Annotated in this window: 25 protein-coding genes, 9 tRNA genes and 2 other annotated features; all 34 genes read right to left on the bottom strand. The window is 41.9% G+C overall.

Annotated features, from left to right (window positions below):
* Nucleotides 1–25 precede the first annotated feature (25 nt).
* Nucleotides 26–3,607, bottom strand: a complete 3,582-nt coding sequence (gene rpoB, locus ACNO7B_RS00585) for a DNA-directed RNA polymerase subunit beta (protein WP_007496297.1) — start codon at nucleotides 3,605–3,607, stop codon at nucleotides 26–28.
* Between the two features lie 255 nt (nucleotides 3,608–3,862).
* Complete coding sequence (locus ACNO7B_RS00580; protein ID WP_007496296.1) at nucleotides 3,863–4,468, bottom strand: class I SAM-dependent methyltransferase; 606 nt, start codon at nucleotides 4,466–4,468, stop codon at nucleotides 3,863–3,865.
* Nucleotides 4,469–4,564: 96 nt separating this feature from the next.
* Nucleotides 4,565–4,930, bottom strand: coding sequence for a 50S ribosomal protein L7/L12 (rplL, locus tag ACNO7B_RS00575; protein WP_008345418.1), 366 nt, complete (start codon nucleotides 4,928–4,930; stop codon nucleotides 4,565–4,567).
* Nucleotides 4,931–4,972: 42 nt separating this feature from the next.
* A complete protein-coding gene (gene rplJ / locus ACNO7B_RS00570; protein ID WP_007496293.1) occupies nucleotides 4,973–5,473 on the bottom strand; it encodes a 50S ribosomal protein L10 in 501 nt (166 codons plus the stop codon).
* A gap of 69 nt (nucleotides 5,474–5,542) precedes the next feature.
* Nucleotides 5,543–5,683, bottom strand: a sequence feature (ribosomal protein L10 leader region).
* Between the two features lie 46 nt (nucleotides 5,684–5,729).
* Nucleotides 5,730–6,428: a 50S ribosomal protein L1 gene (gene rplA / locus ACNO7B_RS00565; protein WP_007496292.1), complete on the bottom strand. Its 699-nt coding sequence runs from the start codon at nucleotides 6,426–6,428 to the stop codon at nucleotides 5,730–5,732.
* 99 nt (nucleotides 6,429–6,527) lie between these two features.
* Nucleotides 6,528–6,953, bottom strand: coding sequence for a 50S ribosomal protein L11 (gene rplK / locus ACNO7B_RS00560; protein WP_003216956.1), 426 nt, complete (start codon nucleotides 6,951–6,953; stop codon nucleotides 6,528–6,530).
* A gap of 171 nt (nucleotides 6,954–7,124) precedes the next feature.
* On the bottom strand, nucleotides 7,125–7,658 hold the full coding sequence (gene nusG / locus ACNO7B_RS00555; RefSeq protein WP_003217197.1) for a transcription termination/antitermination protein NusG: 534 nt from the start codon (nucleotides 7,656–7,658) through the stop codon (nucleotides 7,125–7,127).
* 171 nt (nucleotides 7,659–7,829) lie between these two features.
* A complete protein-coding gene (gene secE, locus ACNO7B_RS00550; protein ID WP_008345422.1) occupies nucleotides 7,830–8,006 on the bottom strand; it encodes a preprotein translocase subunit SecE in 177 nt (58 codons plus the stop codon).
* 34 nt (nucleotides 8,007–8,040) lie between these two features.
* The gene (gene rpmG, locus ACNO7B_RS00545; protein ID WP_008356502.1) at nucleotides 8,041–8,190 is read right to left on the bottom strand and encodes a 50S ribosomal protein L33; all 150 of its coding nucleotides are present in this window, start codon (nucleotides 8,188–8,190) and stop codon (nucleotides 8,041–8,043) included.
* 76 nt (nucleotides 8,191–8,266) lie between these two features.
* Nucleotides 8,267–8,923: an RNA polymerase sporulation sigma factor SigH gene (gene sigH / locus ACNO7B_RS00540; protein ID WP_008345424.1), complete on the bottom strand. Its 657-nt coding sequence runs from the start codon at nucleotides 8,921–8,923 to the stop codon at nucleotides 8,267–8,269.
* A 63-nt stretch (nucleotides 8,924–8,986) separates the two neighbouring features.
* Complete coding sequence (rae1, locus tag ACNO7B_RS00535; protein ID WP_007496285.1) at nucleotides 8,987–9,499, bottom strand: ribosome-dependent mRNA decay endonuclease Rae1/YacP; 513 nt, start codon at nucleotides 9,497–9,499, stop codon at nucleotides 8,987–8,989.
* Nucleotides 9,500–9,501: 2 nt separating this feature from the next.
* Complete coding sequence (rlmB, locus tag ACNO7B_RS00530; protein WP_017359163.1) at nucleotides 9,502–10,251, bottom strand: 23S rRNA (guanosine(2251)-2'-O)-methyltransferase RlmB; 750 nt, start codon at nucleotides 10,249–10,251, stop codon at nucleotides 9,502–9,504.
* Complete coding sequence (locus ACNO7B_RS00525; RefSeq protein ID WP_417901033.1) at nucleotides 10,235–10,666, bottom strand: Mini-ribonuclease 3; 432 nt, start codon at nucleotides 10,664–10,666, stop codon at nucleotides 10,235–10,237. Before ACNO7B_RS00525 ends, rlmB begins: the two co-directional genes overlap by 17 nt.
* Before the next feature lie 3 nt (nucleotides 10,667–10,669).
* Nucleotides 10,670–12,070 (bottom strand): cysteine--tRNA ligase, encoded by a 1,401-nt coding sequence (gene cysS, locus ACNO7B_RS00520; protein WP_417901032.1) that lies wholly within the window; start codon nucleotides 12,068–12,070, stop codon nucleotides 10,670–10,672.
* The gene (gene cysE, locus ACNO7B_RS00515) at nucleotides 12,067–12,720 is read right to left on the bottom strand and encodes a serine O-acetyltransferase (RefSeq protein ID WP_017366453.1); all 654 of its coding nucleotides are present in this window, start codon (nucleotides 12,718–12,720) and stop codon (nucleotides 12,067–12,069) included. Before cysE ends, cysS begins: the two co-directional genes overlap by 4 nt.
* A gap of 81 nt (nucleotides 12,721–12,801) precedes the next feature.
* Nucleotides 12,802–13,031 (bottom strand) — a binding site (T-box leader).
* Nucleotides 13,032–14,483, bottom strand: coding sequence for a glutamate--tRNA ligase (gltX, locus tag ACNO7B_RS00510; protein WP_035391581.1), 1,452 nt, complete (start codon nucleotides 14,481–14,483; stop codon nucleotides 13,032–13,034). It abuts the feature before it with no gap.
* Between the two features lie 94 nt (nucleotides 14,484–14,577).
* A complete protein-coding gene (ispF, locus tag ACNO7B_RS00505; protein ID WP_007496273.1) occupies nucleotides 14,578–15,054 on the bottom strand; it encodes a 2-C-methyl-D-erythritol 2,4-cyclodiphosphate synthase in 477 nt (158 codons plus the stop codon).
* 3 nt (nucleotides 15,055–15,057) lie between these two features.
* On the bottom strand, nucleotides 15,058–15,747 hold the full coding sequence (ispD, locus tag ACNO7B_RS00500) for a 2-C-methyl-D-erythritol 4-phosphate cytidylyltransferase (RefSeq protein WP_008345432.1): 690 nt from the start codon (nucleotides 15,745–15,747) through the stop codon (nucleotides 15,058–15,060).
* 13 nt (nucleotides 15,748–15,760) lie between these two features.
* The gene (locus ACNO7B_RS00495; RefSeq protein WP_003217214.1) at nucleotides 15,761–16,861 is read right to left on the bottom strand and encodes a PIN/TRAM domain-containing protein; all 1,101 of its coding nucleotides are present in this window, start codon (nucleotides 16,859–16,861) and stop codon (nucleotides 15,761–15,763) included.
* Nucleotides 16,862–17,014: 153 nt separating this feature from the next.
* Nucleotides 17,015–18,094, bottom strand: coding sequence for a DNA integrity scanning diadenylate cyclase DisA (gene disA, locus ACNO7B_RS00490; protein ID WP_007496267.1), 1,080 nt, complete (start codon nucleotides 18,092–18,094; stop codon nucleotides 17,015–17,017).
* A gap of 2 nt (nucleotides 18,095–18,096) precedes the next feature.
* Entirely contained in the window at nucleotides 18,097–19,476 is a 1,380-nt protein-coding gene (radA, locus tag ACNO7B_RS00485) for a DNA repair protein RadA (RefSeq protein ID WP_017359160.1), read from the bottom strand.
* 93 nt (nucleotides 19,477–19,569) lie between these two features.
* Nucleotides 19,570–22,005 carry an ATP-dependent protease ATP-binding subunit ClpC gene (gene clpC / locus ACNO7B_RS00480; RefSeq protein ID WP_007496263.1) on the bottom strand — a complete coding sequence of 812 codons (2,436 nt, stop codon included), beginning with the start codon at nucleotides 22,003–22,005 and terminating at the stop codon, nucleotides 19,570–19,572.
* On the bottom strand, nucleotides 22,002–23,093 hold the full coding sequence (locus ACNO7B_RS00475) for a protein arginine kinase (protein ID WP_008345444.1): 1,092 nt from the start codon (nucleotides 23,091–23,093) through the stop codon (nucleotides 22,002–22,004). The genes clpC and ACNO7B_RS00475 overlap by 4 nt, the downstream gene beginning before the upstream one ends.
* 4 nt (nucleotides 23,094–23,097) lie before the next feature.
* Complete coding sequence (locus ACNO7B_RS00470; protein WP_007496258.1) at nucleotides 23,098–23,655, bottom strand: UvrB/UvrC motif-containing protein; 558 nt, start codon at nucleotides 23,653–23,655, stop codon at nucleotides 23,098–23,100.
* Between the two features lie 14 nt (nucleotides 23,656–23,669).
* Nucleotides 23,670–24,134 (bottom strand): CtsR family transcriptional regulator, encoded by a 465-nt coding sequence (locus ACNO7B_RS00465; protein WP_003217184.1) that lies wholly within the window; start codon nucleotides 24,132–24,134, stop codon nucleotides 23,670–23,672.
* A gap of 132 nt (nucleotides 24,135–24,266) precedes the next feature.
* Nucleotides 24,267–24,339, bottom strand: a tRNA-Ala gene (locus ACNO7B_RS00460).
* Between the two features lie 8 nt (nucleotides 24,340–24,347).
* Nucleotides 24,348–24,424, bottom strand: a tRNA-Pro gene (locus ACNO7B_RS00455).
* A 7-nt stretch (nucleotides 24,425–24,431) separates the two neighbouring features.
* Nucleotides 24,432–24,508, bottom strand: a tRNA-Arg gene (locus tag ACNO7B_RS00450).
* 11 nt (nucleotides 24,509–24,519) lie between these two features.
* Nucleotides 24,520–24,605: transfer RNA gene (locus ACNO7B_RS00445), tRNA-Leu, on the bottom strand.
* A gap of 12 nt (nucleotides 24,606–24,617) precedes the next feature.
* Nucleotides 24,618–24,689 (bottom strand) — tRNA-Gly (locus ACNO7B_RS00440).
* Between the two features lie 30 nt (nucleotides 24,690–24,719).
* Nucleotides 24,720–24,802: transfer RNA gene (locus ACNO7B_RS00435), tRNA-Leu, on the bottom strand.
* Between the two features lie 7 nt (nucleotides 24,803–24,809).
* Nucleotides 24,810–24,885 (bottom strand) — tRNA-Lys (locus ACNO7B_RS00430).
* 37 nt (nucleotides 24,886–24,922) lie between these two features.
* Nucleotides 24,923–24,998 (bottom strand) — tRNA-Thr (locus ACNO7B_RS00425).
* A 33-nt stretch (nucleotides 24,999–25,031) separates the two neighbouring features.
* Nucleotides 25,032–25,107: transfer RNA gene (locus ACNO7B_RS00420), tRNA-Val, on the bottom strand.
* Nucleotide 25,108: the final 1 nt, after the last annotated feature.

Raw genomic sequence — 25,108 nt, 5'->3', positions numbered from 1 at the left:
TAGTCACTTGCTCTAATCGTTTCTGCTATTCTTTTGTGACTGCGTCACGTTCAAGATCGACAGGTGCGAGGTCTGCAGCATCTTCGTCATTAGATAACGCTAATCCGTCTGCTTTCTTCGTTTCCTCATCGTCTTCTAAATCTCTCATTTCTATCTCTTCTTCATCGCCAGATAGGATTTTCACATCCATACCTAAACTTTGAAGTTCTTTAATTAATACTTTGAATGATTCAGGGACACCTGGTTCAGGTACGTTATCCCCTTTGACGATCGCTTCGTATGTTTTTACACGACCCACAACGTCATCCGATTTTACAGTTAAGATTTCTTGAAGTGTATATGCTGCACCGTAAGCTTCAAGTGCCCATACTTCCATCTCTCCGAAACGCTGTCCACCAAACTGTGCTTTACCGCCCAGTGGCTGTTGCGTAACAAGTGAGTATGGTCCAGTTGAACGTGCGTGAAGTTTATCGTCAACCATGTGAGCCAGTTTGATCATATACATGATTCCAACAGATACACGGTTGTCGAATGGTTCACCAGTTCGACCGTCATAAAGGACTGTTTTCGCATCACGGGACATACCTGCTTCTTCAAGCGTTTCCCAAACATCTTCCTCACGAGCACCATCAAATACTGGTGACGCAATGTGGATGCCTAGGTAACGTGCAGCCATACCCATATGAAGCTCAAGTACCTGACCGATATTCATACGAGATGGTACCCCTAGAGGGTTTAACATGATATCAATCGGTGTTCCATCTGGAAGATACGGCATATCTTCTTCTGGAAGGATCTTGGAGATAACCCCTTTGTTACCATGTCGTCCGGCCATTTTGTCACCTTCAGAAATTTTACGCTTCTGAACGATGTATACACGGACTAACTGGTTAACACCTGGTGGTAATTCATCTCCATCTTCACGGTTAAAGACTTTGACATCGTGGATGATTCCGCCGCCGCCGTGTGGTACACGTAGAGACGTATCACGTACTTCACGAGCCTTTTCACCGAAGATTGCATGTAATAGACGTTCTTCAGCTGTTAGTTCTGTTACACCTTTAGGCGTTACTTTCCCGACAAGAAGGTCTCCGTCTTTTACTTCTGCACCAATACGGATGATTCCACGCTCGTCAAGGTTGCGTAAAGCATCTTCCCCAACGTTTGGAATATCACGCGTAATTTCTTCTGGTCCAAGCTTTGTATCACGAGCTTCTGATTCATATTCTTCAATATGAATAGAAGTGTAGACGTCATCTTTTACAAGGCGCTCACTCATAATGATCGCATCCTCATAGTTGTAACCGTCCCAAGTCATGAAGCCGACCATGACGTTACGTCCTAGAGCCAATTCACCTTTTTCCATAGAAGGACCGTCTGCAAGGATTTCTCCTTTGACGACTTCATCTCCAACACTTACAATTGGGCGCTGGTTGTAGCAAGTCCCTTGGTTAGAGCGGACAAATTTCAGCAAGCTGTATTTGTCTAGGTTTCCTTTGACTTGTTGTCCGTCAACGTCTTCATAACGGCGAACCCAAATATTCTTCGCTTCAACACGTTCTACAACACCTGGGTAACGGCAGATCACAGCAGCACCAGAGTCTTTACCTGATACATACTCCATACCTGTACCAACAATCGGTGATTCCGGCTGCATCAAAGGCACAGCCTGACGTTGCATGTTTGCTCCCATTAGAGCACGGTTAGAGTCATCGTTTTCTAAGAATGGGATACATGCTGTCGCCGCAGAAACAACCTGCTTTGGCGAAACATCCATGTAGTCAACGCGGTTTCGAGGAACAACTGTGTTTTCCCCTCTAAAACGAGCAATGATATTATCATCGATAAACGAACCATCTTCACCTAATATAGCGTTCGCTTGTGCTACAACGTAGTTATCCTCTTCATCAGCCGTTAAGTAATCGATTCTCGGCGTCACTTTACCTGTTTCAGGGTCAACCCGGCGGTAAGGTGTTTCAATAAAGCCGAAGCGATTCACTTTCGCAAATGAAGATAGAGAGTTGATCAAACCAATGTTTGGACCCTCTGGTGTTTCAATCGGACACATACGACCATAGTGAGAATAGTGAACGTCACGAACTTCCATTCCTGCACGCTCACGTGTCAAACCACCCGGTCCAAGCGCTGACAGACGACGTTTGTGCGTCAATTCAGCAAGCGGGTTTGTTTGATCCATGAACTGAGAAAGCTGAGAGCTACCAAAGAACTCTTTGATAGAAGCGATCACAGGACGAATGTTGATCAGCTGCTGAGGTGTGATCGTGTTCGTGTCTTGAATCGACATTCTTTCACGAACAACACGCTCCATTCTGCTCAAACCAATACGGAATTGGTTTTGCAGAAGTTCACCTACAGAACGCAGACGACGGTTACCAAGGTGATCGATATCATCTGTGTCACCTACTCCATGAAGCAGGTTAAAGAAGTAACTGATTGAAGCAATGATGTCAGAAGGCGTGATGTTCTTCACAGCTTCCTCTACATATGCGTTACCAATCACGTTGATCACTTGCTCGCCTTCTTGATCAGTTGGTGCATAAATCTTGATAGATTGAAGTTCTACTTCATCCTCTACTACGCCACCGTTTGGATAAAGCTTTCTAAATCCGATGCCGTTTTCTAAGTATGGGAGAACTTTATCAAGCACTCTTCTATCTAAAATTTGACCTTTTTCTGCTAGGATTTCACCTGTTTCAGGATCAACTAGCGTTTCAGCCAATTTTTGATTGAATAGTCTATTTTTAATATGAAGCTTCTTATTAATCTTGTAGCGTCCAACATTTGCTAAGTCATATCTCTTCGGATCAAAGAAGCGAGAGTCTAGCAAGCTTTTCGCATTTTCAACAGTTGGTGGCTCTCCGGGACGAAGACGCTCGTAGATTTCGAGAAGTGCTTTATCGGCATTCTCTGTATTGTCTTTTTCCAACGTGTTGCGTAAGTATTCATTCTCGCCAATGAGGTCAAGAATCTCTTGATCAGAGCTGAAGCCGAGAGCACGCAAAAGAACCGTAACCGGCAACTTACGTGTGCGATCGATGCGTACATAGACTACATCCTTCGCATCAGTTTCGTATTCTAACCATGCGCCACGGTTTGGAATGACAGTCGCAGTAAAACCTTTTTTACCGTTTTTGTCTACTTTACCACTGAAATATACACTTGGAGAACGTACTAACTGAGAAACGATTACACGTTCCGCACCATTAATGATAAAAGTACCTGTGTCTGTCATGATTGGGAAATCACCCATAAACACATCTTGGTCTTTTACTTCTCCAGTTTCTTTGTTAATTAAACGAACTTTTACTCTTAGTGGAGCAGAGTAAGTTACATCACGTTCTTTTGATTCTGCTACAGGATACTTAGGATCCCCTAGGCTGTAATCAATGAATTCAAGAGAAAGGTTACCAGTAAAATCCTCAATTGGGGATATATCTTGAAACATCTCTCTAAGACCCTCATCAAGAAACCACTGATAAGAAGAGGTTTGAATTTCAATGAGATTTGGTAATTCTAACACTTCGCTTATGCGTGCGTAGCTTCTGCGCTGGCGGTGTCGTCCATACTGAACTAGTTGACCTGTCAACTGATTCACCCCTCAAATCATGCGTATTATATGTGTAAAAAGTATTTCTGTCTTTCAAATGTCAGTAAAGAAATACTTTTACAAGACAAAAGAAAAAAGGGTTTCTAAAATAAGAAAACCACATCCAAAAACAAATACCGATTTTATTAGTTTTCCCAAGTATGCATAATTTATACAAAATAGTTGTTTTTTAAGCCTATCAAGCAAAATATACACATTGGCATTTTATAATGTTAACACAGCTAGGAAACTGCGTCAAACTTTTTTAGCTTTGATAATATAGTAGCCCTTTTTTTTCATAACGACCGTCACTTCTCCAAAAAGCTGCTCTAATTTCTCAATCGCAGATGGTCCACCTTGTTTTTTCTGAATAACCACCCACAACTCACCTTCCGGCAATAAATGATCAGCACTTTTTTCAAAGATCGCATGTACTACTTTCTTCCCTGCCCGTATTGGGGGATTGGTCAGTATAGAGGCAAAAGCAGCTGATGAATGAACATTCGAGAACAAATCACTTTGATAGATGCGGACATTATCAATGCGATTATGCTTAGCGTTTTCCTTTGAAAGTTCGACTGCTCTTTCGTTCACATCAATCATATGAATGGTGCGGCCTGTCATTTCGTTTGCTAACGATAAGCCGATCGGTCCATAACCGCAACCGACATCTAAGACGTCGCCATCCAAGTCAGGTTCTTCAAAAGCTTCAATTAAAAGCCTCGAACCATAGTCGACTTCTTTCTTAGAAAACACTCCACTGTCACTTGTAAAAGTAAAGCTACGGTTTCTCAAGGTGAAGTCCCATGTCTGTTTATTGCTTTTCACTGATGGCTTTTCCGTATAATAGTGGTCACTCATGGTGAATGGACCTCCTCTGGATTCAATCGTTTCAGGAGATAAGAAAAGAAAAAGCCCGCCAGTAAAAGCGAGCTTTCCCAAAAGATTAGGCGAAGATTACTTAACTTCTACAGAAGCGCCAACTTCTTCAAGCTTAGCTTTAAGTTCTTCAGCTTCTTCTTTAGCAATACCTTCTTTAAGTGGTTTTGGAGTGTTGTCAACAAGTTCTTTAGCTTCTTTCAAGCCAAGACCAGTGATTTCACGAACCACTTTGATAACTTTGATTTTTTGGTCTCCAGCACCAGCAAGTACTAGATCAAAATCAGTTTTTTCTTCAGCAGCAGCACCGCCACCAGCAGCTACAGCTACAGGAGCAGCAGCAGTTACGCCAAATTCTTCTTCGATTGCTTTTACTAAGTCGTTTAACTCAAGTACAGTTGCTTCTTTAACTGAAGCAATGATTTCTTCGATATTTAAAGCCATTTGTAATTCCTCCATTTTTAAGTTATTTACGTCAAGTACGCATTAAGCGCCTTGTTCTTCTTTTTGATCTGCAACTGCTTTAGTAGCAAGAGCAAGGTTACGAACTGGAGCTTGAAGAACGCTAAGCAACATAGATAGTAAGCCTTCGCGAGACGGAAGTTCCGCAAGAGCCTTCACTTCTTCTACAGTCGCTACGTTTCCTTCGATAACACCAGCTTTGATTTCTAAAGCTTCGTGGCTTTTCGCAAATTCGTTGATGATTTTCGCAGGTGCGATAACATCTTCGTTACTGAATGCGATAGCGTTTGGACCTGTTAAGAAATCGTTTAAACCCGTTAGTTCAACTTGTTCAACTGCACGGCGAGTCAAAGTGTTTTTGTAAACTTTGAATTCTACGCCAGCATCACGAAGTTGTTTACGAAGTTCAGTCACTTCAGAAACTGAAAGACCGCGGTAATCTACGATTACAGTAGACAAACTGTCTTTAAATTTAGAAGTAATTTCATCAACGACAACTTTTTTAGTATCGATTGCATTGCTCATGGTTACACCTCCTGTACATTCTTTGTGTAACACTTATACCGATCAGGCCATCACGTTCCTAACGAACGGTTCTCCATATAAAAAGCCTCCATTAAGACATGGAGGCTGTATATACAAGCATACGTTAACGTAAGACTGTGACATATACACCTCGGCGGGTTAATTAAGCCATAAGGCCCCTGCTGTCTACGGTATAAATGATTATTCTATTTTACAACATTTTGATATTATCAAAACGGTTGTGACAAGTCAAGAATTATTTTGCAGAGAAAGAAGATGGATCCACTTTCACGCCAGGGCCCATAGTAGATGTAACAGAAACGTTTTTCACGTATACACCTTTAGCCGCTGCAGGTTTTGCTTTAAGGATTGTGTCATAGATTGTTGCAAAGTTCTCAACAAGCTTTTCGTCCTCGAAAGAAACCTTTCCGATTGGCGCGTGGATGTTACCAGCTTTATCAACGCGGTATTCTACTTTACCAGCTTTGATTTCATTGATTGCTTTTTCTACTTCGAAAGTTACAGTTCCTGTTTTAGGGTTTGGCATAAGACCTTTTGGTCCAAGTACACGACCGATCTTACCAACTTCACCCATCATGTCAGGTGTCGCAACGATTACATCGAATTCGAACCAGCCTTGTTGGATTTTAGTGATGTAATCAGAATCTCCAACGTAGTCTGCTCCAGCAGCTTCTGCTTCTTTTGCTTTTTCGCCTTTAGCGAACACAAGAACGCGTTGAGTTTTACCAGTTCCGTTAGGAAGTACAACTGCACCGCGGATTTGTTGATCGTTTTTACGAGGGTCTACGCCCAAACGAAAAGCAACTTCTACAGTCGCATCAAATTTCGCTGTATTTGCTTTTTTTGTAAGAGAAACAGCTTCAGCTACATCATACGCTTTAGTACGTTCGATTAGCTTAGCAGCTTCTACATACTTTTTACCTTTTTTAGCCATTATAAAAATCCTCCTTATGTGGTTTTAGCGGAATAACCTCCCACGAATAAGGGTTGCGAACTTGTCAAAACCAAACTCGCAACCCAACAAGACAAAAAATTAATCTTCGATGACAATACCCATACTGCGTGCAGTACCTTCAACCATGCGCATAGCTGATTCAACGCTAGCAGCGTTTAAGTCAGGCATTTTTGTTTCCGCGATTTCGCGTACTTTATCACGCTTAACAGTTGCCACTTTATTACGGTTAGGTTCACCAGAACCAGACTCAATACCAGCTGCTTTTTTAAGTAAAACTGCAGCAGGTGGAGTTTTAGTAATAAATGTAAATGAACGGTCTTCAAAAACCGAAATTTCAACAGGAATGATAAGACCAGCTTGGTCAGCTGTACGAGCGTTAAACTCCTTACAGAATCCCATGATATTAACACCGGCTTGACCTAGTGCAGGTCCAACTGGTGGAGCTGGGTTAGCTTTTCCAGCAGGAATTTGCAATTTAACAACTTTAACTACTTTTTTAGCCACGAGACACACCTCCTTAAAGTCCGTGATGTGGTAATAGGGGAATCCCCCTCCCACTCAACAACTTCATTCTTTATATGAATGACGAAATAACTAGCTAGCGATCTTGAGCGAACTCAAGACGTACCTTTGCTATATTACCACTTCTATACACTCATTTCAAGCTCTTTTAAATTACAATTTATCGATCTGTGTGAACTCAAGTTCCACAGGAGTTTCTCTACCAAACATATTAACGAATACTTTGACTTTGCTTTTATCATAATCAATCTCTTCGATAGAGCCTGTGAAGTTAGCAAATGGTCCATCGATGACCTTGACTGTTTCTTTTAGTTCAAAGTCGATTTCTGTCTTGCGCTCTTCAAGTCCCATTCTCTTCAGAATGGTTTCCGCTTCGCCAGGTAATAACGCTGTCGGCTTAGAGCCTGATCCAGCTGATCCAACGAATCCTGTCACACCTGGTGTATTACGAACGACATACCAAGAATCGTCAGTCATGACGATTTCTACTAGCACATATCCAGGGAATACTTTCTTTTTCACTACTTTTTTCTTACCGTTTTTAATGTCCGTTTCTTCTTCTTCTGGTACAACAACGCGGAAAATTTTATCCTGCATGCCCATTGATTCAACACGCTTTTCCAAGTTTGCTTTCACTTTGTTTTCATAGCCAGAGTACGTATGCACAACATACCAATTCTTTTCCATTTTCGTTCAGGACTATTTAGTCCTTCCCTCCCCACATTTCGTAATGTCTATTTGACGAATCTCGAGTACCGGTAAATATTTTCAAGCAATTGAAAAAACCCGTAAAACGGGTTTTTTGGCAAGTCATATTATGATCTATTATAGCACGTTCAGCAGACCATTATTCAAGTATTAATGAATTAATTCGATTAATTGTGAGATTCCTATATCAAGAAAAGAGAAAAAGATGGCAAAAAATACGACTGTTAAAATAACAGTGATCGTGTAGCGGACCATTTCGTTTTTCTTTGGCCAGCTGACCTTTTTCATTTCTTTCCCGACACTTTTTAAGAAACTGATAATACGCATGTAAAAGACCTCCACAGATTAAAGAACGCAAATCCTACTTCGTTTCTAAATGTGTTTTATGTGAATTACAAGTCTTGCAATATTTCTTAACTTCTAATCTTTCAGCTGCTGAAGCAACACTTTTCATTGTCGTATAATTGCGGCTTCCGCAGTCTTTACAGGCTAGAGTAATCTTTTTCCTCATATTTACACCTATTTTCTCGACATCATTTCCTTAGTACCTTATCACAGTGTCGAAAAAGCTGTCAATATAGGTTTGATTAGAGACTGATCTCGCGCAGCTCTAAATATTTCTCTAACTTTCTCTTTACTCTTTGGAGTGCGTTATCAATTGATTTCACATGACGGTTTAAATCTTCAGAAATCTCCTGATAGGACCTACCATCAAGATAAAGCACAAGTACCTTTCTTTCCAGCTCGCTTAGTAATTCACCCATTTTCATTTCAATATCATCAAATTCTTCTTTGCTAATGATTAAATCTTCTGGGTTAAGCGCTTTAGCACCGGAAATGACGTCCAATAATGTTCTGTCCGATTCTTCATCGTATATCGGCTTGTCTAATGATACATAGGAATTTAACGGGATATGTTTTTGGCGAGTAGCTGTTTTAATTGCGGTGATAATTTGGCGGGTAATACATAATTCTGCAAAAGCCTTAAATGAAGTAAGCTTGTCCTCTCTGAAATCGCGGATAGACTTATAAAGTCCGATCATCCCCTCTTGGACAATGTCCTCTCGATCCGCTCCAATCAAGAAATAAGATCTTGCTTTCGCACGTACAAAATTGCGGTATTTCGTTATTAAATAATCTAGCGCATCACTATCTCCGACATGAACCCTTTCAATGACTTGTTCATCTTCCAACTGGCAAAATTGCTCTCTGATGGACTTACCCTTGCTGTTGTTTAGATTCACTTCGATCCCCCCGACCGCACCTAGATAGAAATATTATACAATAATGGTTGAAATATCGTCAAGCTATTCCAAGTTTCCCCGCCGCCATTTTTCAAACGTTTTCAATACATCTTCTGACAATTCAATTTTGGATGCTGGTTTATCAGAAGTAATCTTTTTGACACGTGTTTCAATCTTTCGTTCAATCACTTCTATCTCTCTTAAGAGTTCTCGTGCTGACTTACGAAGTGCACCCTGTCCAAAAATCGCCCATTGTTCTGTATAATCAGAGGTCGCCACATGAATTTGCGTCCGAATGTTATTTAAGTCTTGTGCCAGTTTTTCAATCCGCTCATCAGCCGTTTCATTTTCTCTTGTAAAGATGACCTCTACTCGGTGGTTTGTCCGCTTCTTTTCGATTCCTTTGACCATATGGGCATCGAATACGACAATGACTCGATACCCTGTATATGCTTGATATTCTGCTAAATGTTGAATCAGCACGTCTCTGGCTTCTTCAAAGCTGTTTTCTTTTAAGTGCTGCAAACGAGGCCATGCACCTATCATGTTGTATCCATCGACTAAGAGGATGTCCATCTCTATTCTCCTAACGGATAACGTTTTCGATACACTTCATACATCAATAGACTAGCGGCAACTGATGCATTTAATGAAGTGACCTTCCCGGCCATTGGCAATTTAATCAAGAAATCACATTTTTCCTTAATCAATCGGCCAATTCCTTTTCCTTCACTGCCAATGACAAGAGCGAGAGGCATCGTGCCGTCAAATTGTCTGTAGTCCTGCTTCGCAGATGCATCTGTTCCTGCGACCCAGATTCCTCTTTCTTTCATTTCATCAAGAGCTCTGGAAAGATTGGTTACTTTTGCGACCGGGATATGTTCAATGGCTCCAGTAGATGCTTTCGCAACAGTTGTCGTCAAGCCTACCGCTCGTCGTTTTGGAATGACGATTCCATGTGCACCAACAGCATCGGCCGTACGCATGATCGACCCTAAATTGTGCGGATCTTCAATTTCATCTAAGATGATGAAAAATGGTTGTTCATTCCGCTTTTCAGCAATTTGATACAGATCGTCCAATTCTGCATATTCATATGCTGCTACTTGTGCAACGATTCCCTGGTGCTGACCTGTTACCATCTGATCAAGCTTTTTCCTCGGAACATACTGAATGGTGATATTTTGCTTTTTCGCGAGTTCAATGACCTGCTGGGCTTGTCCTTTTACAGTGTTTTCTGCCATCCAGAGCTTGTATAACTCCCGATCTGACTTCAGTGTTTCAATCACTGCATTTTTCCCAATCACATAATCATGTTGCTGACTCATTTGTCTTCCTCCCTGACGTTCCGATTTCAATCGCCTGACTAATTAACTCTTCTAAGCGTTCGTCCTGCTTCTCGATAAATAAATAACCCATGAGCGCTTCAAACGCTGTACTATAACGATACGTTTGAACGTCTGTGTTTTTAGGCACTGTGCCTGATTTTGCATTTCTTCCTCTTTTCAGCACCGCTTCTTCCGCTTCTGTGAAAAAGCCCTTCTGCTGAAGCTCAAATAAAATAGCGGCCTGAGATTTAGCTGAAACGATCTTACTTGCACGTTTATGAAGCTCATTTGGTTTGGTCGCCCCTGTTTGGAGGAGGTGATACCTCACGTATACTTCAAAAATGGCATCACCCATATAAGCAAGCGCAAGTCCGTTCAACTGTTTTCCGTCTTTCAGCTTTTCAAAATTCAACATGACCTATTCTCCTCTTTTCCAGCGCGTACCTTGAGGAGTGTCCTCCAATACAATATTCATGCTCTTTAGCTGATCACGAATTTGATCAGACAATGCGAAGTCACGATTCCTTCTAGCTTCATTCCGCTTCTCAATTAATGCTTCTACCTCTTCGTCAAGCGTGTGCTTTTCTTCTAGTGAGAAGCCGAGGACGGATGTGATTTCTTGGAACAAGCCAATAAATGTCTTGATCACTTCCTCGGAAGTATGATCATTTTCCATATAGTAATTTGCTTGTTTCGCTAGTTCAAATAAAACAGAGATGGCATTTGCCGTATTGAAGTCATCATTCATTTCAGAAATAAATGTCGCTCGCTGCTCTTCAATCTTTGTCAGCCATTCCGTGTTATCCTCTGTTAAATTGGTACTGCTCTCAAGGCGATGATGTAGATTTGAATAAGATGTTTTGAGTCTGTTAAATGCACTCTTTGTACTTTCCAATAAGTCAATGGAGTAATTGATTGGATGACGATAGTGAACCGACAGCATAAAGAAACGAAGCACATCTGGATCTTGTTCTTTAATAATGTCATGTACGAGCACAAAGTTCCCAAGTGATTTTGACATTTTTTCGTTCTCAATATTAATATACCCGTTATGCATCCAATACTTCGCAAAAGGTTTTCCTGTCAAAGCCTCAGATTGTGCGATCTCATTCTCGTGATGAGGGAACGTTAAATCCTGTCCGCCAGCATGAATGTCAATCGTATCGCCTAAATATTTTTTGACCATCGCAGAGCACTCGATGTGCCAGCCTGGACGCCCTTCACCCCATGGACTGTCCCAAGAAATCTCCTGATCCTTTGCGGCCTTCCATAATGCAAAGTCGAGTGCATCCCTTTTCTTTTCACCTACACGAATACGGGCACCTGTCTTTAATTCATCAATCGATTGGTGAGACAGTTTTCCGTAGCCTTCAAATGAGCGTGTGCTGTAATACACGTCACCATCTGCTTCATAGGCGTAGCCTTTTTCAATCAATGTGGCGATAAACGCAATGATATCATCCATATTTTCTGTCACTCGCGGGTGAAGGTCTGCTTTTTTGCAGCCTAATGCACTGACGTCCTCAAAGTATGCTTGGATAAATCGATCAGCAATCGTTGGGACATCTTCGCCTAATTCGTTTGCTGCTTTGATGAGTTTATCATCCACATCAGTAAAGTTGGATACGAAATTCACATCATAGCCGCTATATTCTAAATACTTACGTACCGTGTCATATACAATGGCCGGTCTTGCATTCCCGATATGAATGTAGTTATAAACGGTTGGTCCGCATACATACATTTTGACCTTTCCTGGTTCAAGCGGGACAAACTCTTCCTTCTTACGTGTCAATGTATTATAAATAATGATTGTCATGATTGTTCTTCCTTTCTGCTCAATGAAGCCAGCTCACGTTTTAGCTTTTCCATTTCTCGCTCCAATTCTTTGAAACGATCAGAAACGGGATCTGGCAAATCTTGATGATTGAGATCACGATTGATTTTCTTTCCATTTTGAACGACCACTCGCCCAGGTATACCTACAACAGTAGAATGGTCTGGTACGTCTTTTAACACAACAGACCCCGCACCAATCTTGGACCCTTTTCCTACAGTAATGGAACCGAGCACCTTAGCACCAGTCGCAATTAGGGCATCGTCCAAAATAGTTGGATGCCGCTTTCCCTTTTCTTTCCCTGTTCCCCCTAATGTCACGCCTTGGAAAACAGTGACGTTATCGCCAATTTCACATGTTTCCCCAATCACGACGCCCATGCCGTGATCAATAAAGAACCGCCGGCCGATGGTTGCTGCTGGGTGAATCTCAACCCCTGTGAAAAACCGGCTGACCTGAGAAATGATCCGCGCAAGAAAATACAGCTTACGCTTGTAAAATGCATGCGCAACACGATGAGCCCAAATCGCATGAAGCCCTGAATAGGTTAGCACTACTTCAAGATAGCTTCTAGCAGCAGGATCTTGATCAAACACAGTATCAATATCTTCTTTCAGCATTTTGAAAAACACATGCTCCCCCCGTTCTTCCCCATCAATCTCTCTTAGGACTTACTCTCTTTTTTGGACAAATAAAAAACGCCTCTGCCATATGACAGAGACGTTTTGAAAACGCGGTTCCACTCTGTTTAGAAAGCCCTCATTTCGCAGCCTTCTCAACTTCATCCCATAACGGAGGGTACCGCCCTTGCATACTAACATACGTGTTCCTCAAGGGTCTTGAGGGTGCATTTCCAACGTCTGCCCATAAGTCTCTTTCAGCCGGTGAAGACTCTTTCTGTGATAGGCGAAAACATTGTACTTCTCCCTCGCAACGATTTTCCTTATATTTGTTTAATGCGGTTTAATACCGTCTCTTTACCTAGTAGTTCAATACTTTGCGGAAGCTCTGGGCCATGCGTTTGTCCTGTGACAGCCACACGAATTGGCATGAATAGTTTCTTGCCTTTATGCCCTGTTTCTTTTTGTACCGCTTTAATGGCAGCTTTGATTTCATCAGGTGTGAAAGACTCAAGACGTTCAAGCTGACCTGCAAACGAAGCCATCACTTCTGGTACTTGCTCTTCTGCAAGAACTTCCTTTGCCTCTTGATTATACTCAATTTGTTCCTTAAAGAACAACTCTGTTAACTCAACAATTTCTGCTCCGTAGCTCAATTGCTCGTGGTATAGAGAAATGAGTTTGCGCACCCACGTGTTTTCTTCTTCTGACAGCTGCTCGCTTACCTTACCTGCCTTTTGAAGATGTGGAAGTGTAAGTGCCACAACTTGATCAAGATCAAGTGCTTTTACGTATTGGTTATTCACCCATTTTAGTTTATGCATATCGAAGAGAGCTGGTGACTTAGAAAGTCGATTGACATCGAAAATATCGATGAACTGCTCTTTTGTAAATAGTTCCTCTTCACCAACTGGAGACCACCCAAGTAGTGCAATGAAGTTAAACAAAGCTTCTGGTAAATAGCCCAAGTTCTTATACTGTTCGATGAACTGGATAATTGATTCATCACGCTTGCTTAATTTCTTGCGGTTCTCGTTTACAATCAGCGTCATATGTCCGAACAGCGGAACATCCCAGCCAAATGCATTGAAGACCATAATTTGTTTAGGTGTATTCGAGATGTGATCCTCACCACGAAGAATGTGAGTCATTTTCATCAAATGATCATCCACTGCTACAGCGAAGTTATACGTTGGCGTACCATCTTTCTTCACAATAACAAAGTCACCGATGCCGTCTGTTTCAAATGAAATCTCGCCTTTGACCATATCGTCAAATTTGATGATTTCTCCTTTAGGCACTCGGAAGCGGATGCTTGGCTCTCTTCCTTCAGCAATCAGCTTGTCCTCTTCTTCTTTTGATAAATGACTGCATTTACCAGAGTATCGAGGCATTTCACTGCGGGCAATTTGTGCTTCACGCTCTTCTTCTAGTTCTTCAGCCGTACAATAGCACTTATACGCCAAGTCTTTCTCTAGCAGCTCGTCATAATATTTTTTGTAAATATCATTACGCTCTGATTGTCTGTAAGGACCGTAGCCCCCATCTTTATCAATGCTCTCATCCCAATCAATTCCGAGCCACTGCAGGTGGCGAAGCTGGCTTTCTTCTCCGCCTTCTACATTACGCTTTTGATCCGTATCCTCGATTCGAATAATAAATTTGCCGCCTTGGCTGCGTGCGAACAAATAGTTGAAAAGAGCCGTTCTAGCATTCCCAATATGTAAATGACCAGTTGGACTCGGTGCATAACGAACACGCACTTCATTTCCCATGAGTTTAACTTCCTTTCATCTGCATCATATTGTCTGACACCAATTTTTTATAAACGTATTTTATCATCAAAACCCATTCTCATCAAAATGGATTTTACTTTTTCTGAAGAAGTACGGTTGCTTGAGAGGCAATTCCTTCGCCTCTTCCTGTAAATCCAAGTTTCTCTGTCGTTGTTGCTTTGACATTCACCTGTGTGACATCTGCCTCAAGGGCTTCTGCGATTTTCTCACACATTGGCTGAATGTATGGTGCCATCTTTGGTTTTTGCGCCATGATGGTGCAATCGATATTCACCAGTGTATAGCCTTTTTCTTTTACAAGTGCCCACACGTGCTGAAGTAATTTAAAAGAGTCTGCATCTTTAAACTCAGGATCCGTGTCTGGGAAATGTCTGCCGATATCTCCTTCTGCAATCGCACCTAGGCAGGCATCCGCCACAGTATGAAGCAGTACATCCGCATCTGAATGCCCAAGTAGACCCTTTTCATAAGGGATCGTCACACCGCCAATAATAAGAGGTCTTCCCTCTGTTAATTGATGTACATCAAAACCTTGTCCTATTCTAAACATGTTCTAGTACCCTCTTTCCGCATCCATAATTGCCTTGGCAACCAATAAATCATCCGGTGTTGTCAGTTTAATATTGGTATAGTCTCCTTGGACAATATACACACTCTCACCGTGTAATTGTTCCACAAGACTGGCGTCATCTGTTCCAAGAAAGCCTGTCCGCTCCGCATGTTCATGCGCTTCTTTTAAAATAGAATGACGAAAAGCTTGTGGGGTCTGGACTGCCCACAAGCTCTGACGTTCAATGGTTTGTTCCACTTTGCCTTCTTGAACGCGTTTGATTGTGTCTTTCACTGGTACCGCTACGACTGCGGAGCCTTTTTCAATCGCTGCTTTAACGAGCAAGTCAATCTGTGTATGCTTAATAAAAGGCCTTGCGCCATCATGAACAAGCACGATGTCCGCATCTTGCACAGCCTTCAATCCTTCGTATACACTTTGCTGCCGTTCTTCACCGCCAGTGACAAGTGAAACAGGCGTTTGAAAAGCGTGTACCTTCAGTAGCCGTTCAAAGTCACGACGCTCTTCCTCATTGATCGCTAAGATCATGCGTCTACATTGTGAATGAGCGTCAAACACCTTCAGTGTGTGGATGATGACCGGCATTCTTTTCAATTCAATAAAAAGTTTATTGCGGCCGGCCTTCATTCGCTTCCCCTGCCCCGCAGCCGGAATAACTACTTCATAATACATGTTCGTTCTCCCTTTAGAGCGCCTTCTCCAGAAGTTTTGGCTTCGCAAAAATCATTCTTCCAGCAGCAGTTTGCAGCACACTCGTGACGAGCACATCAATGTCTTTTCCAATATAATTGCGTCCTTCTTCGACCACAATCATCGTACCGTCATCTAAGTAAGCAACACCTTGGTTATGCTCTTTCCCATCTTTGATGACCTGTACCTTCATTTCTTCCCCAGGCAGTACAACCGGTTTGACTGCATTGGCTAGATCATTGATGTTTAACACTGCTACTTTTTGAAGTTCGCATACTTTATTTAAATTAAAATCATTTGTCACAACAACACCTGAAGTTAACTTAGCGAGTTTCACAAGCTTGCTGTCAACCTCTTGAATATCCTCAAAGTCACCTTCGTAAATTTCAACTTTAATATCCAGTTCTTTTTGGATACGATTTAAAATATCAAGACCTCTTCGGCCTCTATTTCTCTTTAATACATCAGAAGAGTCTGCAATATGCTGTAATTCCTCGAGTACAAATTGAGGAATGACCATCACACCTTCTAGGAATCCAGTTTGACAAATATCTGCGATTCTTCCATCAATGATAACACTTGTGTCTAAAATTTTCAGCTTTTTATCTTCTATTTCAGGTTCATCATCAGCTGCTCCTTTTTTCTTTGTGACCTTTGCAGATCGAGAGAACAGCCCCATCATTTCATCCTTCTTCTTAAACCCTACCTGAAATCCAAGGTATCCTAAAAAGAAAGCCAGGAAAATCGGAATAATGGTACCAAAAATATGATATGGGATATTGTTTAGCGGGATCACGTTTACAATAAGATATGCTAGAATAAGTCCAAATACTAAACCGAAACTTCCAGATATAAGATCAGGAAGAGGCGCCTTCAATAGAGAATCCTCGATCCATTTCACCCAATTAACCACATAGCCTGTGCACCATTTACCAATGATAAAGAACACAGCGGCTCCTATTAGTGCTGAAGAGTAAGCATTTGTTATGAAAGGTATGTCCTTCACATTTAACAGCAGAAATAACTCTGGAATGATAAAAATCCCTACAACTGCACCGAAAATGATAAAAAACGCCTGAACGATTCTTTTTAACATACCTTCACCTCCTTTATTTTTCATCTGTCAATCCACCTTCATCTGACATTGATATATGCTTAAGTTTCCTATCATCATGAACAGAAAACAAAACCATCATTAATATACCCATATTCATCCATTTTTAACCGTATTTAAGAAAAATTTCTCTTTTTATAGCTGACGGTCGATATAATGTTTTTCTTGCAGTCTTTTTAATCCTTTTTTTATCTTTTTCGCTCTTACTTCTCCAATTCCTTCTACTTCATCCAAATCTTGTACATCTGCTTCCATAATTCGATCTAGCACACCAAATGCTTCGACCACGTTTTCAACGATCGGCATAGGCAATCTAGGGATTTTATGAAGTAATCTGTACCCTCTTGTGTACACATATTCGTCAATATTTGTAGATGCTGGATAGCCGAGTAACTTGTACAAAATAGAGTCATCTAAAAGTTCAAAGCTCGACATATCTTGGAGCTGTTTCAGCAGCACATATGGATCTTTGATCTTTTCTTTCACGTAATCTTTAATAAATAACGCCGCTTCCTGCTCCATATCTGTAATCAGCTCATTGACTTGCAGACGGATCAAGTGTCCTTCTGTCCCAAGCTCTTTGATATACATATTGATTTCATTTTTGATTCTAAGTACCATTTCATAACGATGTAGCACGGATAATACATCACCAAAGGTCACAAGCTCTTCAAATTCTAAGGCGCTTAACGCAGAAATGGCATGATCTAAAATGGTTTTATATTTCTCCAGTGTTTGTATCGCTTGGTTGGCCTTCGTCAAAATAAAACCAATATCTTTCAGCGTATATCGTCGATTCCCTTGGTATAAGGTAATAACATTCCGACGTTCAGAAATGGCAATGATTAAGCAACCTGTCTGCTTTGCTACACGTTCAGCCGTTCGGTGTCTCATGCCTGTTTCTGATGAATGAATGGTTGCATCCGGCATGAGCTGTGTATTCGCATACAAGATTTTTTGACCAGAGTCACTTAAAATAATCGCCCCATCCATCTTCGCCAATTCATATAAATGTGCTGGGGAGAATGCAGAATTAATATGAAATCCTCCATCTACCACACTTTTCACTTTATCGTTATAACCAACAACAATGAGCCCTCCAGTATTGGCTCTTAGGACGTTTTCAATCCCTGCCCGCAGGGGTGTCCCCGGTGCCACAAACTGGACAATATCTAAGAGATCGACTTCTCTCGCTCCTTTTTTCTCTTTTTCCATTTCTATGATCCCCCTAGTGAAATACGAAGTGCCTCTGCTACATTTTCTACACCGACTAATTCAATCCCTCTCGGTTTTTTCCATCCATCTATATTCGCCTGAGGAATAAACATTCGTTTAAATCCTAGTTTAGCAGCTTCCTGCACACGCTGTTCAATTCTTGATACTCTTCTGACTTCTCCCGTCAGACCCACTTCTCCTATAAAGCAATCTGCTTGATGCGGCGCTGCATCTTTAAAGCTTGATGCAATACTAACGGCAATAGCCAAGTCTATCGCTGGTTCATCAAGTTTCACACCACCTGCGACCTTTAAATAGGCATCTTGATTTTGCAGCAGCAGCCCTACCCGTTTTTCTAAAACGGCCATAAGCAATGACACTCGGTTATGATCAAGGCCAGTAGCCATTCTCCGTGGATTCCCAAAGCTCGTCGGTGAAATAAGTGCTTGTATCTCCACTAGAACAGGTCTTGTTCCTTCCATTGAGGCAACAACACACGATCCAGATACACCTGCTGACCGCTCTTCTAAGAAGATTTCTGATGGGTTTAATACCTCTGTGAGCCCTTCCTCTCTCATTTCAAAAATCCCTAATTCATTCGTTGAACCAAAACGGTTTTTCACTGCCCGTAAAATACGAAACGTATGATGGCGCTCCCCTTCAAAATAAAGAACTGTATCCACCATATGCTCTAAAAGGCGCGGCCCAGCAATCGAGCCTTCCTTCGTCACGTGACCAACGATAAAAATAGGAATACCATTCGTCTTGGCAATTTTCATCAGCTGGGCAGTGCATTCCCTCACCTGAGAAACAGATCCAGGAGCTGACGTGATATCGCTTTGATAAACGGTTTGAATTGAATCGACCACAACAAAAGCGGGTTTCATCTCTTGTATAGCAGACGTTATATACTCCATATCGGTTTCAGCCAAAACATGTAAAGAGGCACTTTCAATACCGAGACGGTCCGCCCTAAGCTTCGTTTGTTTGATTGATTCCTCACCAGATATGTATAACACATTCTGATTTTGATCTGATAGCTGTGCTGAAACTTGTAATAATAGTGTGGACTTCCCAATCCCAGGATCACCGCCAATAAGAACGAGTGAACCTTTGACAATTCCACTTCCTAATACTCGGTTAAATTCTTCTAAATTCGTTTTAATTCGGGGTTCTTCGGATGTTTCAATTGCAGATATAGGTGAAGGTTTTTGAATGGTTTGAACAGAATGATTAAACGCACTTCGACGATTTGCCGGCTCTTTACGAACGACCTCTTCTGTCATACTGTTCCAAGTGCCGCAGCCGGGACATTTCCCCATCCATTTGGCTGACTCATAACCGCACGATTGGCATATAAATTTTGATTTTGACTTAGCCATAGATTGAAGAATACAACTCCTTATACTGGTCAGAAAATAAGTAAAGGGAGGCATCCAACTTACTGGTATGCCTCACACTTTTTTCTTACTATATTAGTTCGTAGCAGCCGTTGCTTTTACGACAATTTCTCCATCTTCTACATCTAATACGATATGTTGGCCCTTTTCAATATTGCCTTTCAGCAATTCCTCAGAAAGTCGATCCTCGACGTGCTTTTGAATCGCTCTTCTTAACGGACGAGCACCATACTCAAGATCTACGCCTTCGTCGGCAATCTTGGCTTTTGCTGCTTCCGTCAATTCAATTGAAAGGTCCTGCTCTTTTAGTCGTTTTGTCAATTGATCAGACATGAGAGACACAATCTCTTTTAGATGTTTCTTTTCGAGTGAGTGGAAGACAATGATTTCATCAATACGGTTGATGAACTCCGGTCTAAACGCACGTTTCAACTCACCCATTACTTTGCCTTTCATATCTTTGTAATTTTGACTTTCATCCTGCACGTTAAAGCCAACATATTTATTGCGCTTCAGCTCACTAGCTCCAACGTTTGAAGTCATAATCAAAATCGTATTTCTAAAGTCAACAGTACGACCTTTAGAATCAGTGAGACGACCATCTTCTAACACTTGAAGTAAGATGTTAAACACATCAGGGTGCGCCTTTTCAATCTCATCTAGAAGCACGACAGAATACGGCTTTCTTCTCACTTTTTCAGTCAGCTGACCGCCCTCATCATAGCCCACATAGCCTGGAGGTGATCCAACAAGTCTTGAAGTCGAGTGTTTTTCCATGTACTCAGACATATCAATACGAATCATCGCTTCTTCATCACCGAAGATAGACTCAGCGAGTGCTCTTGCAAGCTCAGTCTTACCAACACCTGTTGGCCCTAAGAAAATAAAGGAGCCTATCGGACGTTTCGGATCTTTTAGTCCAGCACGGGCACGTCTTACAGCTTTTGCAACAGCAACAACTGCTTCATCCTGTCCAATGACGCGAGAGTGGAGCAATTGTTCCATGTTTAGAAGCTTATCTGTTTCTGTTTGAGCAATTTTTGAAACAGGTACTCCCGTCCAGCTAGAAACAACCATTGCGATATCATCCACAGAAACCTCTGAATTCTCTTGTCCCTGCTTTTCTTTCCAAGATTTCTTCGTCACTTCTACCTTTTCACGCAAACGTTGCTCCGTATCACGAAGAGAAGCGGCTTTTTCGAATTCTTGACTTTGAACAGCTGCATCCTTTTCCTTGCGTACTTCATCCAGCTTTTGCTCAAGTTCCTTTAGATTAGGCGGTGTTGTGAAAGAACGTAAACGAACTTTTGAACCCGCCTCATCAATTAAGTCAATCGCCTTATCTGGAAGGAAACGATCAGAGATATAACGATCAGAAAGCTTTACCGCCGCCTCAATGGCTTCATCTGTAATAGACACACGGTGATGTGCTTCATAACGGTCTCTAAGCCCTCTTAAAATTTGAATACTTTCATCAACAGATGGCTGGTCCACTTGAATTGGCTGGAATCGACGTTCAAGTGCAGCATCTTTTTCAATATATTTACGGTACTCATCTAACGTTGTTGCCCCGATACATTGAAGCTCACCACGTGCTAAAGATGGTTTTAGAATATTAGAGGCATCAATCGCACCCTCTGCTCCTCCTGCACCAATCAGTGTATGAAGCTCATCAATGAAGAGAATGATATTTCCAGCCTGACGGATTTCGTCCATGACTTTTTTCAAACGATCCTCGAATTCACCACGATATTTCGTTCCCGCTACAACGGTTCCCATATCAAGTGTCATGACTCGTTTATCACGCAAAATTTCAGGCACTTCGTTGTGAATAATTTGCTGTGCGAGGCCTTCTGCGATCGCTGTTTTACCAACACCAGGCTCTCCAATCAAGACAGGGTTATTCTTTGTTCTTCTACTTAGGACCTCAATGACACGCTGAATTTCTTTGCTACGGCCAATCACAGGGTCCAAGCTGTCCTCTTTCGCAATAGCCGTTAAGTCTCTTGCCAAGCTATCTAAAGTTGGTGTATTGGCATTGCTATTAGATCCTGCCGCAGATGCACCCGTTTCATTGCTGCCTAGAAGCTGCAATACTTGCTGGCGTGCTTTATTTAAGCTTACTCCGAGGTTATTTAAGACACGGGCAGCTACCCCCTCTCCCTCACGAATAAGACCTAAAAGAATATGTTCTGTCCCTACATAGGAATGACCAAGCTTTCTCGCTTCATCCATAGAAAGCTCCGTAACCTTCTTCGCTCTAGGTGTGTAATGAGGAATAGCTTGAGACACCTCTTGCCCTCTTCCAATCAAGCTCTCGACTTCTTTTTGGATTTTATCTGAAACAAGGCCCAGTGCTTCTAATGCTTTTGCGGCGATGCCCTCACCTTCACGTACAAGACCAAGTAAAATATGCTCTGTTCCGATGTTCTTATGGCCTAGGCGAATGGCTTCTTCTTGTGCAAGTGCTAATACCTTTTGAGCTCTTTCAGTGAATCTTCCAAACATCATATCGTTTCATCCTCCTGTCCATTCCTATGCATTTCTAAGCGCAGCCTTTCTCTAATAATTGCTGCTCGTTTTATATCTCTTTCATTTGGTTCCAAGGCTCCTCCTGAATATTGCTGAAGGAAGCCAGGCTGTGTCAAAATCATGAGTTCATTCAGTATATTACTTGAAAGCCCCTTAATGATACCTAAATCAATTCCAAGTCGCACATCTGACAAACACTTAGCCGTTTCCTTAGATTCAATCATGCGACAATTAGCCAAAATCCCCAAGGAACGGTACACTCTGTCTTCAAGTTCAATTTTAGACGTCTGATATAATGCCTTACGTGCAGATCGCTCTTGTTCAATGAGCTGTGCCGTCACACTATTCAAGTCATCTACAATATCTTCTTCTGATTGACCCAGTGTCATTTGATTTGAAATTTGAAAGATGTTTCCTATTGCTTCGCTACCCTCACCATAAATTCCTCTGACCACAAGACCTAATTGATTAATTGCAGGAATAATGCGATTCATTTGTCTTGTCAGGGCTAATGCTGGTAAGTGCATCATGACTGAAGCCCTAATACCTGTACCTACATTGGTCGGACAGCTCGTTAAGTATCCTCGCTTTTCAGAAAACGCATAATCCACTTGCTCTTCAATCCAGTCATCTATTTGGTTAGCTGCTTTTAGTGCATTAGCCAGCTGAAATCCTGGGAACAAGCATTGAATACGAATATGGTCTTCCTCATTCAGCATGACACTGATTTCTTCATTTTCTGAAAGCAAACAGCCACCAAATCTTGATTCTGCTAAATTGGGGCTAATCAAATGCTTTTCAACAAGTACCCTTTTAGCCAAAGGCTGCGTGTCATTCATTCGAATCAGAACAAAGTTTCCAATGTCCTTCACTTCCTGGCTCGCAAACTTTTGCTCGAATTGCTGAAGAACAGCTTCAGCCTCCTCTTGAGAAAACTGAGTTGGGAAACGAACATGCTCTAGATTGCGTGCCAGTCGAATACGACTGCTTAGAACAATGTCACTTTCTGGTCCTTTCTGTTTCATCCATTGACTTAATGCGTCTTGAATAAAATGCTGGAGCGACATGTCGTTAATCTCCCTCCCTCTGCTGAGATTGCTCATGCTCTAATGCACGAATTTGATCTCGAACTTCCGCTGCTTTTTCAAACTCTTCCTGTTCAATCAGCTGCTTCAGTTCTTGCTGCATCAACTCAAGTTTCCGGCGAACATGCAGACTGCCGGCAATCCGTTTAGGAACTTTTCCATTATGGACTGTATTTCCACTATGGACTTTCCTTAAAACAGGATTTAAATACTGATCAAAGGTTCGATAACATTCTGCACAGCCAAAACGGCCTGTTTTCCTGAATTGCTGAAAAGTTAAGCCACACTTAGGACATTGATCCACTTCTCTTGCCTCTTGAAAAATAGATGATCCTTTATTCGCACTTGTGGTAAAGCTAGGATCAATATTCAATAAGCCTGATAATAAGTTGTGAATCGAGAAACCTTGGTTTCCACTCATAGCATATGAATCACTGTTTTCTTTTGCACATTGTTCACATATGTGCATTTCTTGTTTTTCTCCATTTATTACTTTCGTAAAGTGAAAAGTGGCTGGTCTCTCATTGCATTCTTGACAAATCAATCTTTTCACCCGCTTTACTTTAATTTCAAAGCATTTAACATCGCTTTCATCATCCGAGCCCGCAGTTCATCTCGTTCAGGTAAATCAATGTGTAAAACAGAACGGTCCATGACACTAATCATCATCTTTGCTTCTCTTTCGGATAAAATGTTGTTCTCAACAAGACGCATAATGATATGATCAGATGCAGCCTGTGATAAACGATGATATATTTGGGAAATAATGTTGTTCAATAAATCGACTTCATCATTCATTTTGACTTTAATGATACGGATATAGCCACCGCCGCCACGCTTACTTTCAACGATATAACCTCTTTCGCTCGTAAAGCGTGTATTGATAACATAGTTAATTTGTGAAGGTACGCATTGAAACTTATCTGCAATTTCATTGCGTTTAATTTCTAATATTTCTCGACCATTCTGATCCAAGACTTCCTTCAAATACTGCTCGATGATATCAGAAATATTTTGTGCCACTCCGCCTCCTCCTCCATTGACTTTGACTATATTTGACTTTAATCTTACTATAAATTTTTTCGATCGATTTTTCAAGATAATCGCTCAACTAACAATATTATTTCCACATTTATCTGGTGCCAAACGTCCCAGTGGAGCCTAGCGGGATCGAACCGCTGACCTCCTGCGTGCAAGGCAGGCGCTCTCCCAGCTGAGCTAAGGCCCCATAAAAGATGGTCGGGAAGACAGGATTCGAACCTGCGACCCCTTGGTCCCAAACCAAGTGCTCTACCAAGCTGAGCTACTTCCCGATCTTAATGGCGCGCCCGAGAGGAGTCGAACCCCTAACCTTTTGATCCGTAGTCAAACGCTCTATCCAATTGAGCTACGGGCGCTTATTTTATAATGCCGAGGGCCGGACTTGAACCGGCACGGTAGTCACCTACCGCAGGATTTTAAGTCCTGTGTGTCTGCCAATTCCACCACCCCGGCGTGGATGGTATAAGCGGAAGACGGGATTCGAACCCGCGACCCCCACCTTGGCAAGGTGGTGTTCTACCACTGAACTACTTCCGCATTACAGGATTTTTTTATGTTGTTTGGCAATGCGGGTGAAGGGACTTGAACCCCCACGTCATAAAGACACTAGATCCTAAGTCTAGCGCGTCTGCCAATTCCGCCACACCCGCATGAAAATGGTGAGCCATGAAGGACTCGAACCTTCGACCCTCTGATTAAAAGTCAGATGCTCTACCAACTGAGCTAATGGCTCGCTTTTAAAGCGACTTGTCTATCTTACCATATGAAAGTGGTGCCGGCAAGAGGACTTGAACCCCCAACCTACTGATTACAAGTCAGTTGCTCTACCAGTTGAGCTACACCGGCTTTATCTATCCTAACATTATGTAAGAATAAATATGGTGGAGGATGACGGGCTCGAACCGCCGACCCTCTGCTTGTAAGGCAGATGCTCTCCCAGCTGAGCTAATCCTCCA

It is taken from the genome of Bacillus sp. AK25 (assembly GCF_048270685.1).
GTDB classification, from domain to species: Bacteria; Bacillota; Bacilli; order Bacillales; family Bacillaceae; genus Bacillus; species Bacillus altitudinis.
The sequence above is the reverse complement of the archived record's forward strand: the minus strand, read 5'-3'. Positions and strand labels throughout refer to the sequence as shown.

What these genes read in the sequence shown, in the direction of transcription:
- ACNO7B_RS00580 (WP_007496296.1), bottom strand. Translation starts at nt 4,468, where the DNA reads ATGAGTGACCACTATTATACGGAAAAGCCATCAGTGAAAAGCAATAAA.
- rplL (WP_008345418.1), bottom strand. Translation starts at nt 4,930, where the DNA reads ATGGCTTTAAATATCGAAGAAATCATTGCTTCAGTTAAAGAAGCAACT.
- rplJ (WP_007496293.1), bottom strand. Translation starts at nt 5,473, where the DNA reads ATGAGCAATGCAATCGATACTAAAAAAGTTGTCGTTGATGAAATTACT.
- rplA (WP_007496292.1), bottom strand. Translation starts at nt 6,428, where the DNA reads ATGGCTAAAAAAGGTAAAAAGTATGTAGAAGCTGCTAAGCTAATCGAA.
- nusG (WP_003217197.1), bottom strand. Translation starts at nt 7,658, where the DNA reads ATGGAAAAGAATTGGTATGTTGTGCATACGTACTCTGGCTATGAAAAC.
- secE (WP_008345422.1), bottom strand. Translation starts at nt 8,006, where the DNA reads ATGCGTATTATCAGTTTCTTAAAAAGTGTCGGGAAAGAAATGAAAAAG.
- rpmG (WP_008356502.1), bottom strand. Translation starts at nt 8,190, where the DNA reads ATGAGGAAAAAGATTACTCTAGCCTGTAAAGACTGCGGAAGCCGCAAT.
- rae1 (WP_007496285.1), bottom strand. Translation starts at nt 9,499, where the DNA reads ATGGACATCCTCTTAGTCGATGGATACAACATGATAGGTGCATGGCCT.
- rlmB (WP_017359163.1), bottom strand. Translation starts at nt 10,251, where the DNA reads ATGAGTCAGCAACATGATTATGTGATTGGGAAAAATGCAGTGATTGAA.
- ACNO7B_RS00525 (WP_417901033.1), bottom strand. Translation starts at nt 10,666, where the DNA reads ATGTTGAATTTTGAAAAGCTGAAAGACGGAAAACAGTTGAACGGACTT.
- cysS (WP_417901032.1), bottom strand. Translation starts at nt 12,070, where the DNA reads ATGACAATCATTATTTATAATACATTGACACGTAAGAAGGAAGAGTTT.
- gltX (WP_035391581.1), bottom strand. Translation starts at nt 14,483, where the DNA reads ATGGGAAATGAAGTGCGTGTTCGTTATGCACCGAGTCCAACTGGTCAT.
- ispF (WP_007496273.1), bottom strand. Translation starts at nt 15,054, where the DNA reads ATGTTTAGAATAGGACAAGGTTTTGATGTACATCAATTAACAGAGGGA.
- ispD (WP_008345432.1), bottom strand. Translation starts at nt 15,747, where the DNA reads ATGTATTATGAAGTAGTTATTCCGGCTGCGGGGCAGGGGAAGCGAATG.
- ACNO7B_RS00495 (WP_003217214.1), bottom strand. Translation starts at nt 16,861, where the DNA reads ATGTTAAAAAGAATCGTTCAGGCGTTTTTTATCATTTTCGGTGCAGTT.
- disA (WP_007496267.1), bottom strand. Translation starts at nt 18,094, where the DNA reads ATGGAAAAAGAGAAAAAAGGAGCGAGAGAAGTCGATCTCTTAGATATT.
- radA (WP_017359160.1), bottom strand. Translation starts at nt 19,476, where the DNA reads ATGGCTAAGTCAAAATCAAAATTTATATGCCAATCGTGCGGTTATGAG.
- clpC (WP_007496263.1), bottom strand. Translation starts at nt 22,005, where the DNA reads ATGATGTTTGGAAGATTCACTGAAAGAGCTCAAAAGGTATTAGCACTT.
- ACNO7B_RS00475 (WP_008345444.1), bottom strand. Translation starts at nt 23,093, where the DNA reads ATGTCGCTCCAGCATTTTATTCAAGACGCATTAAGTCAATGGATGAAA.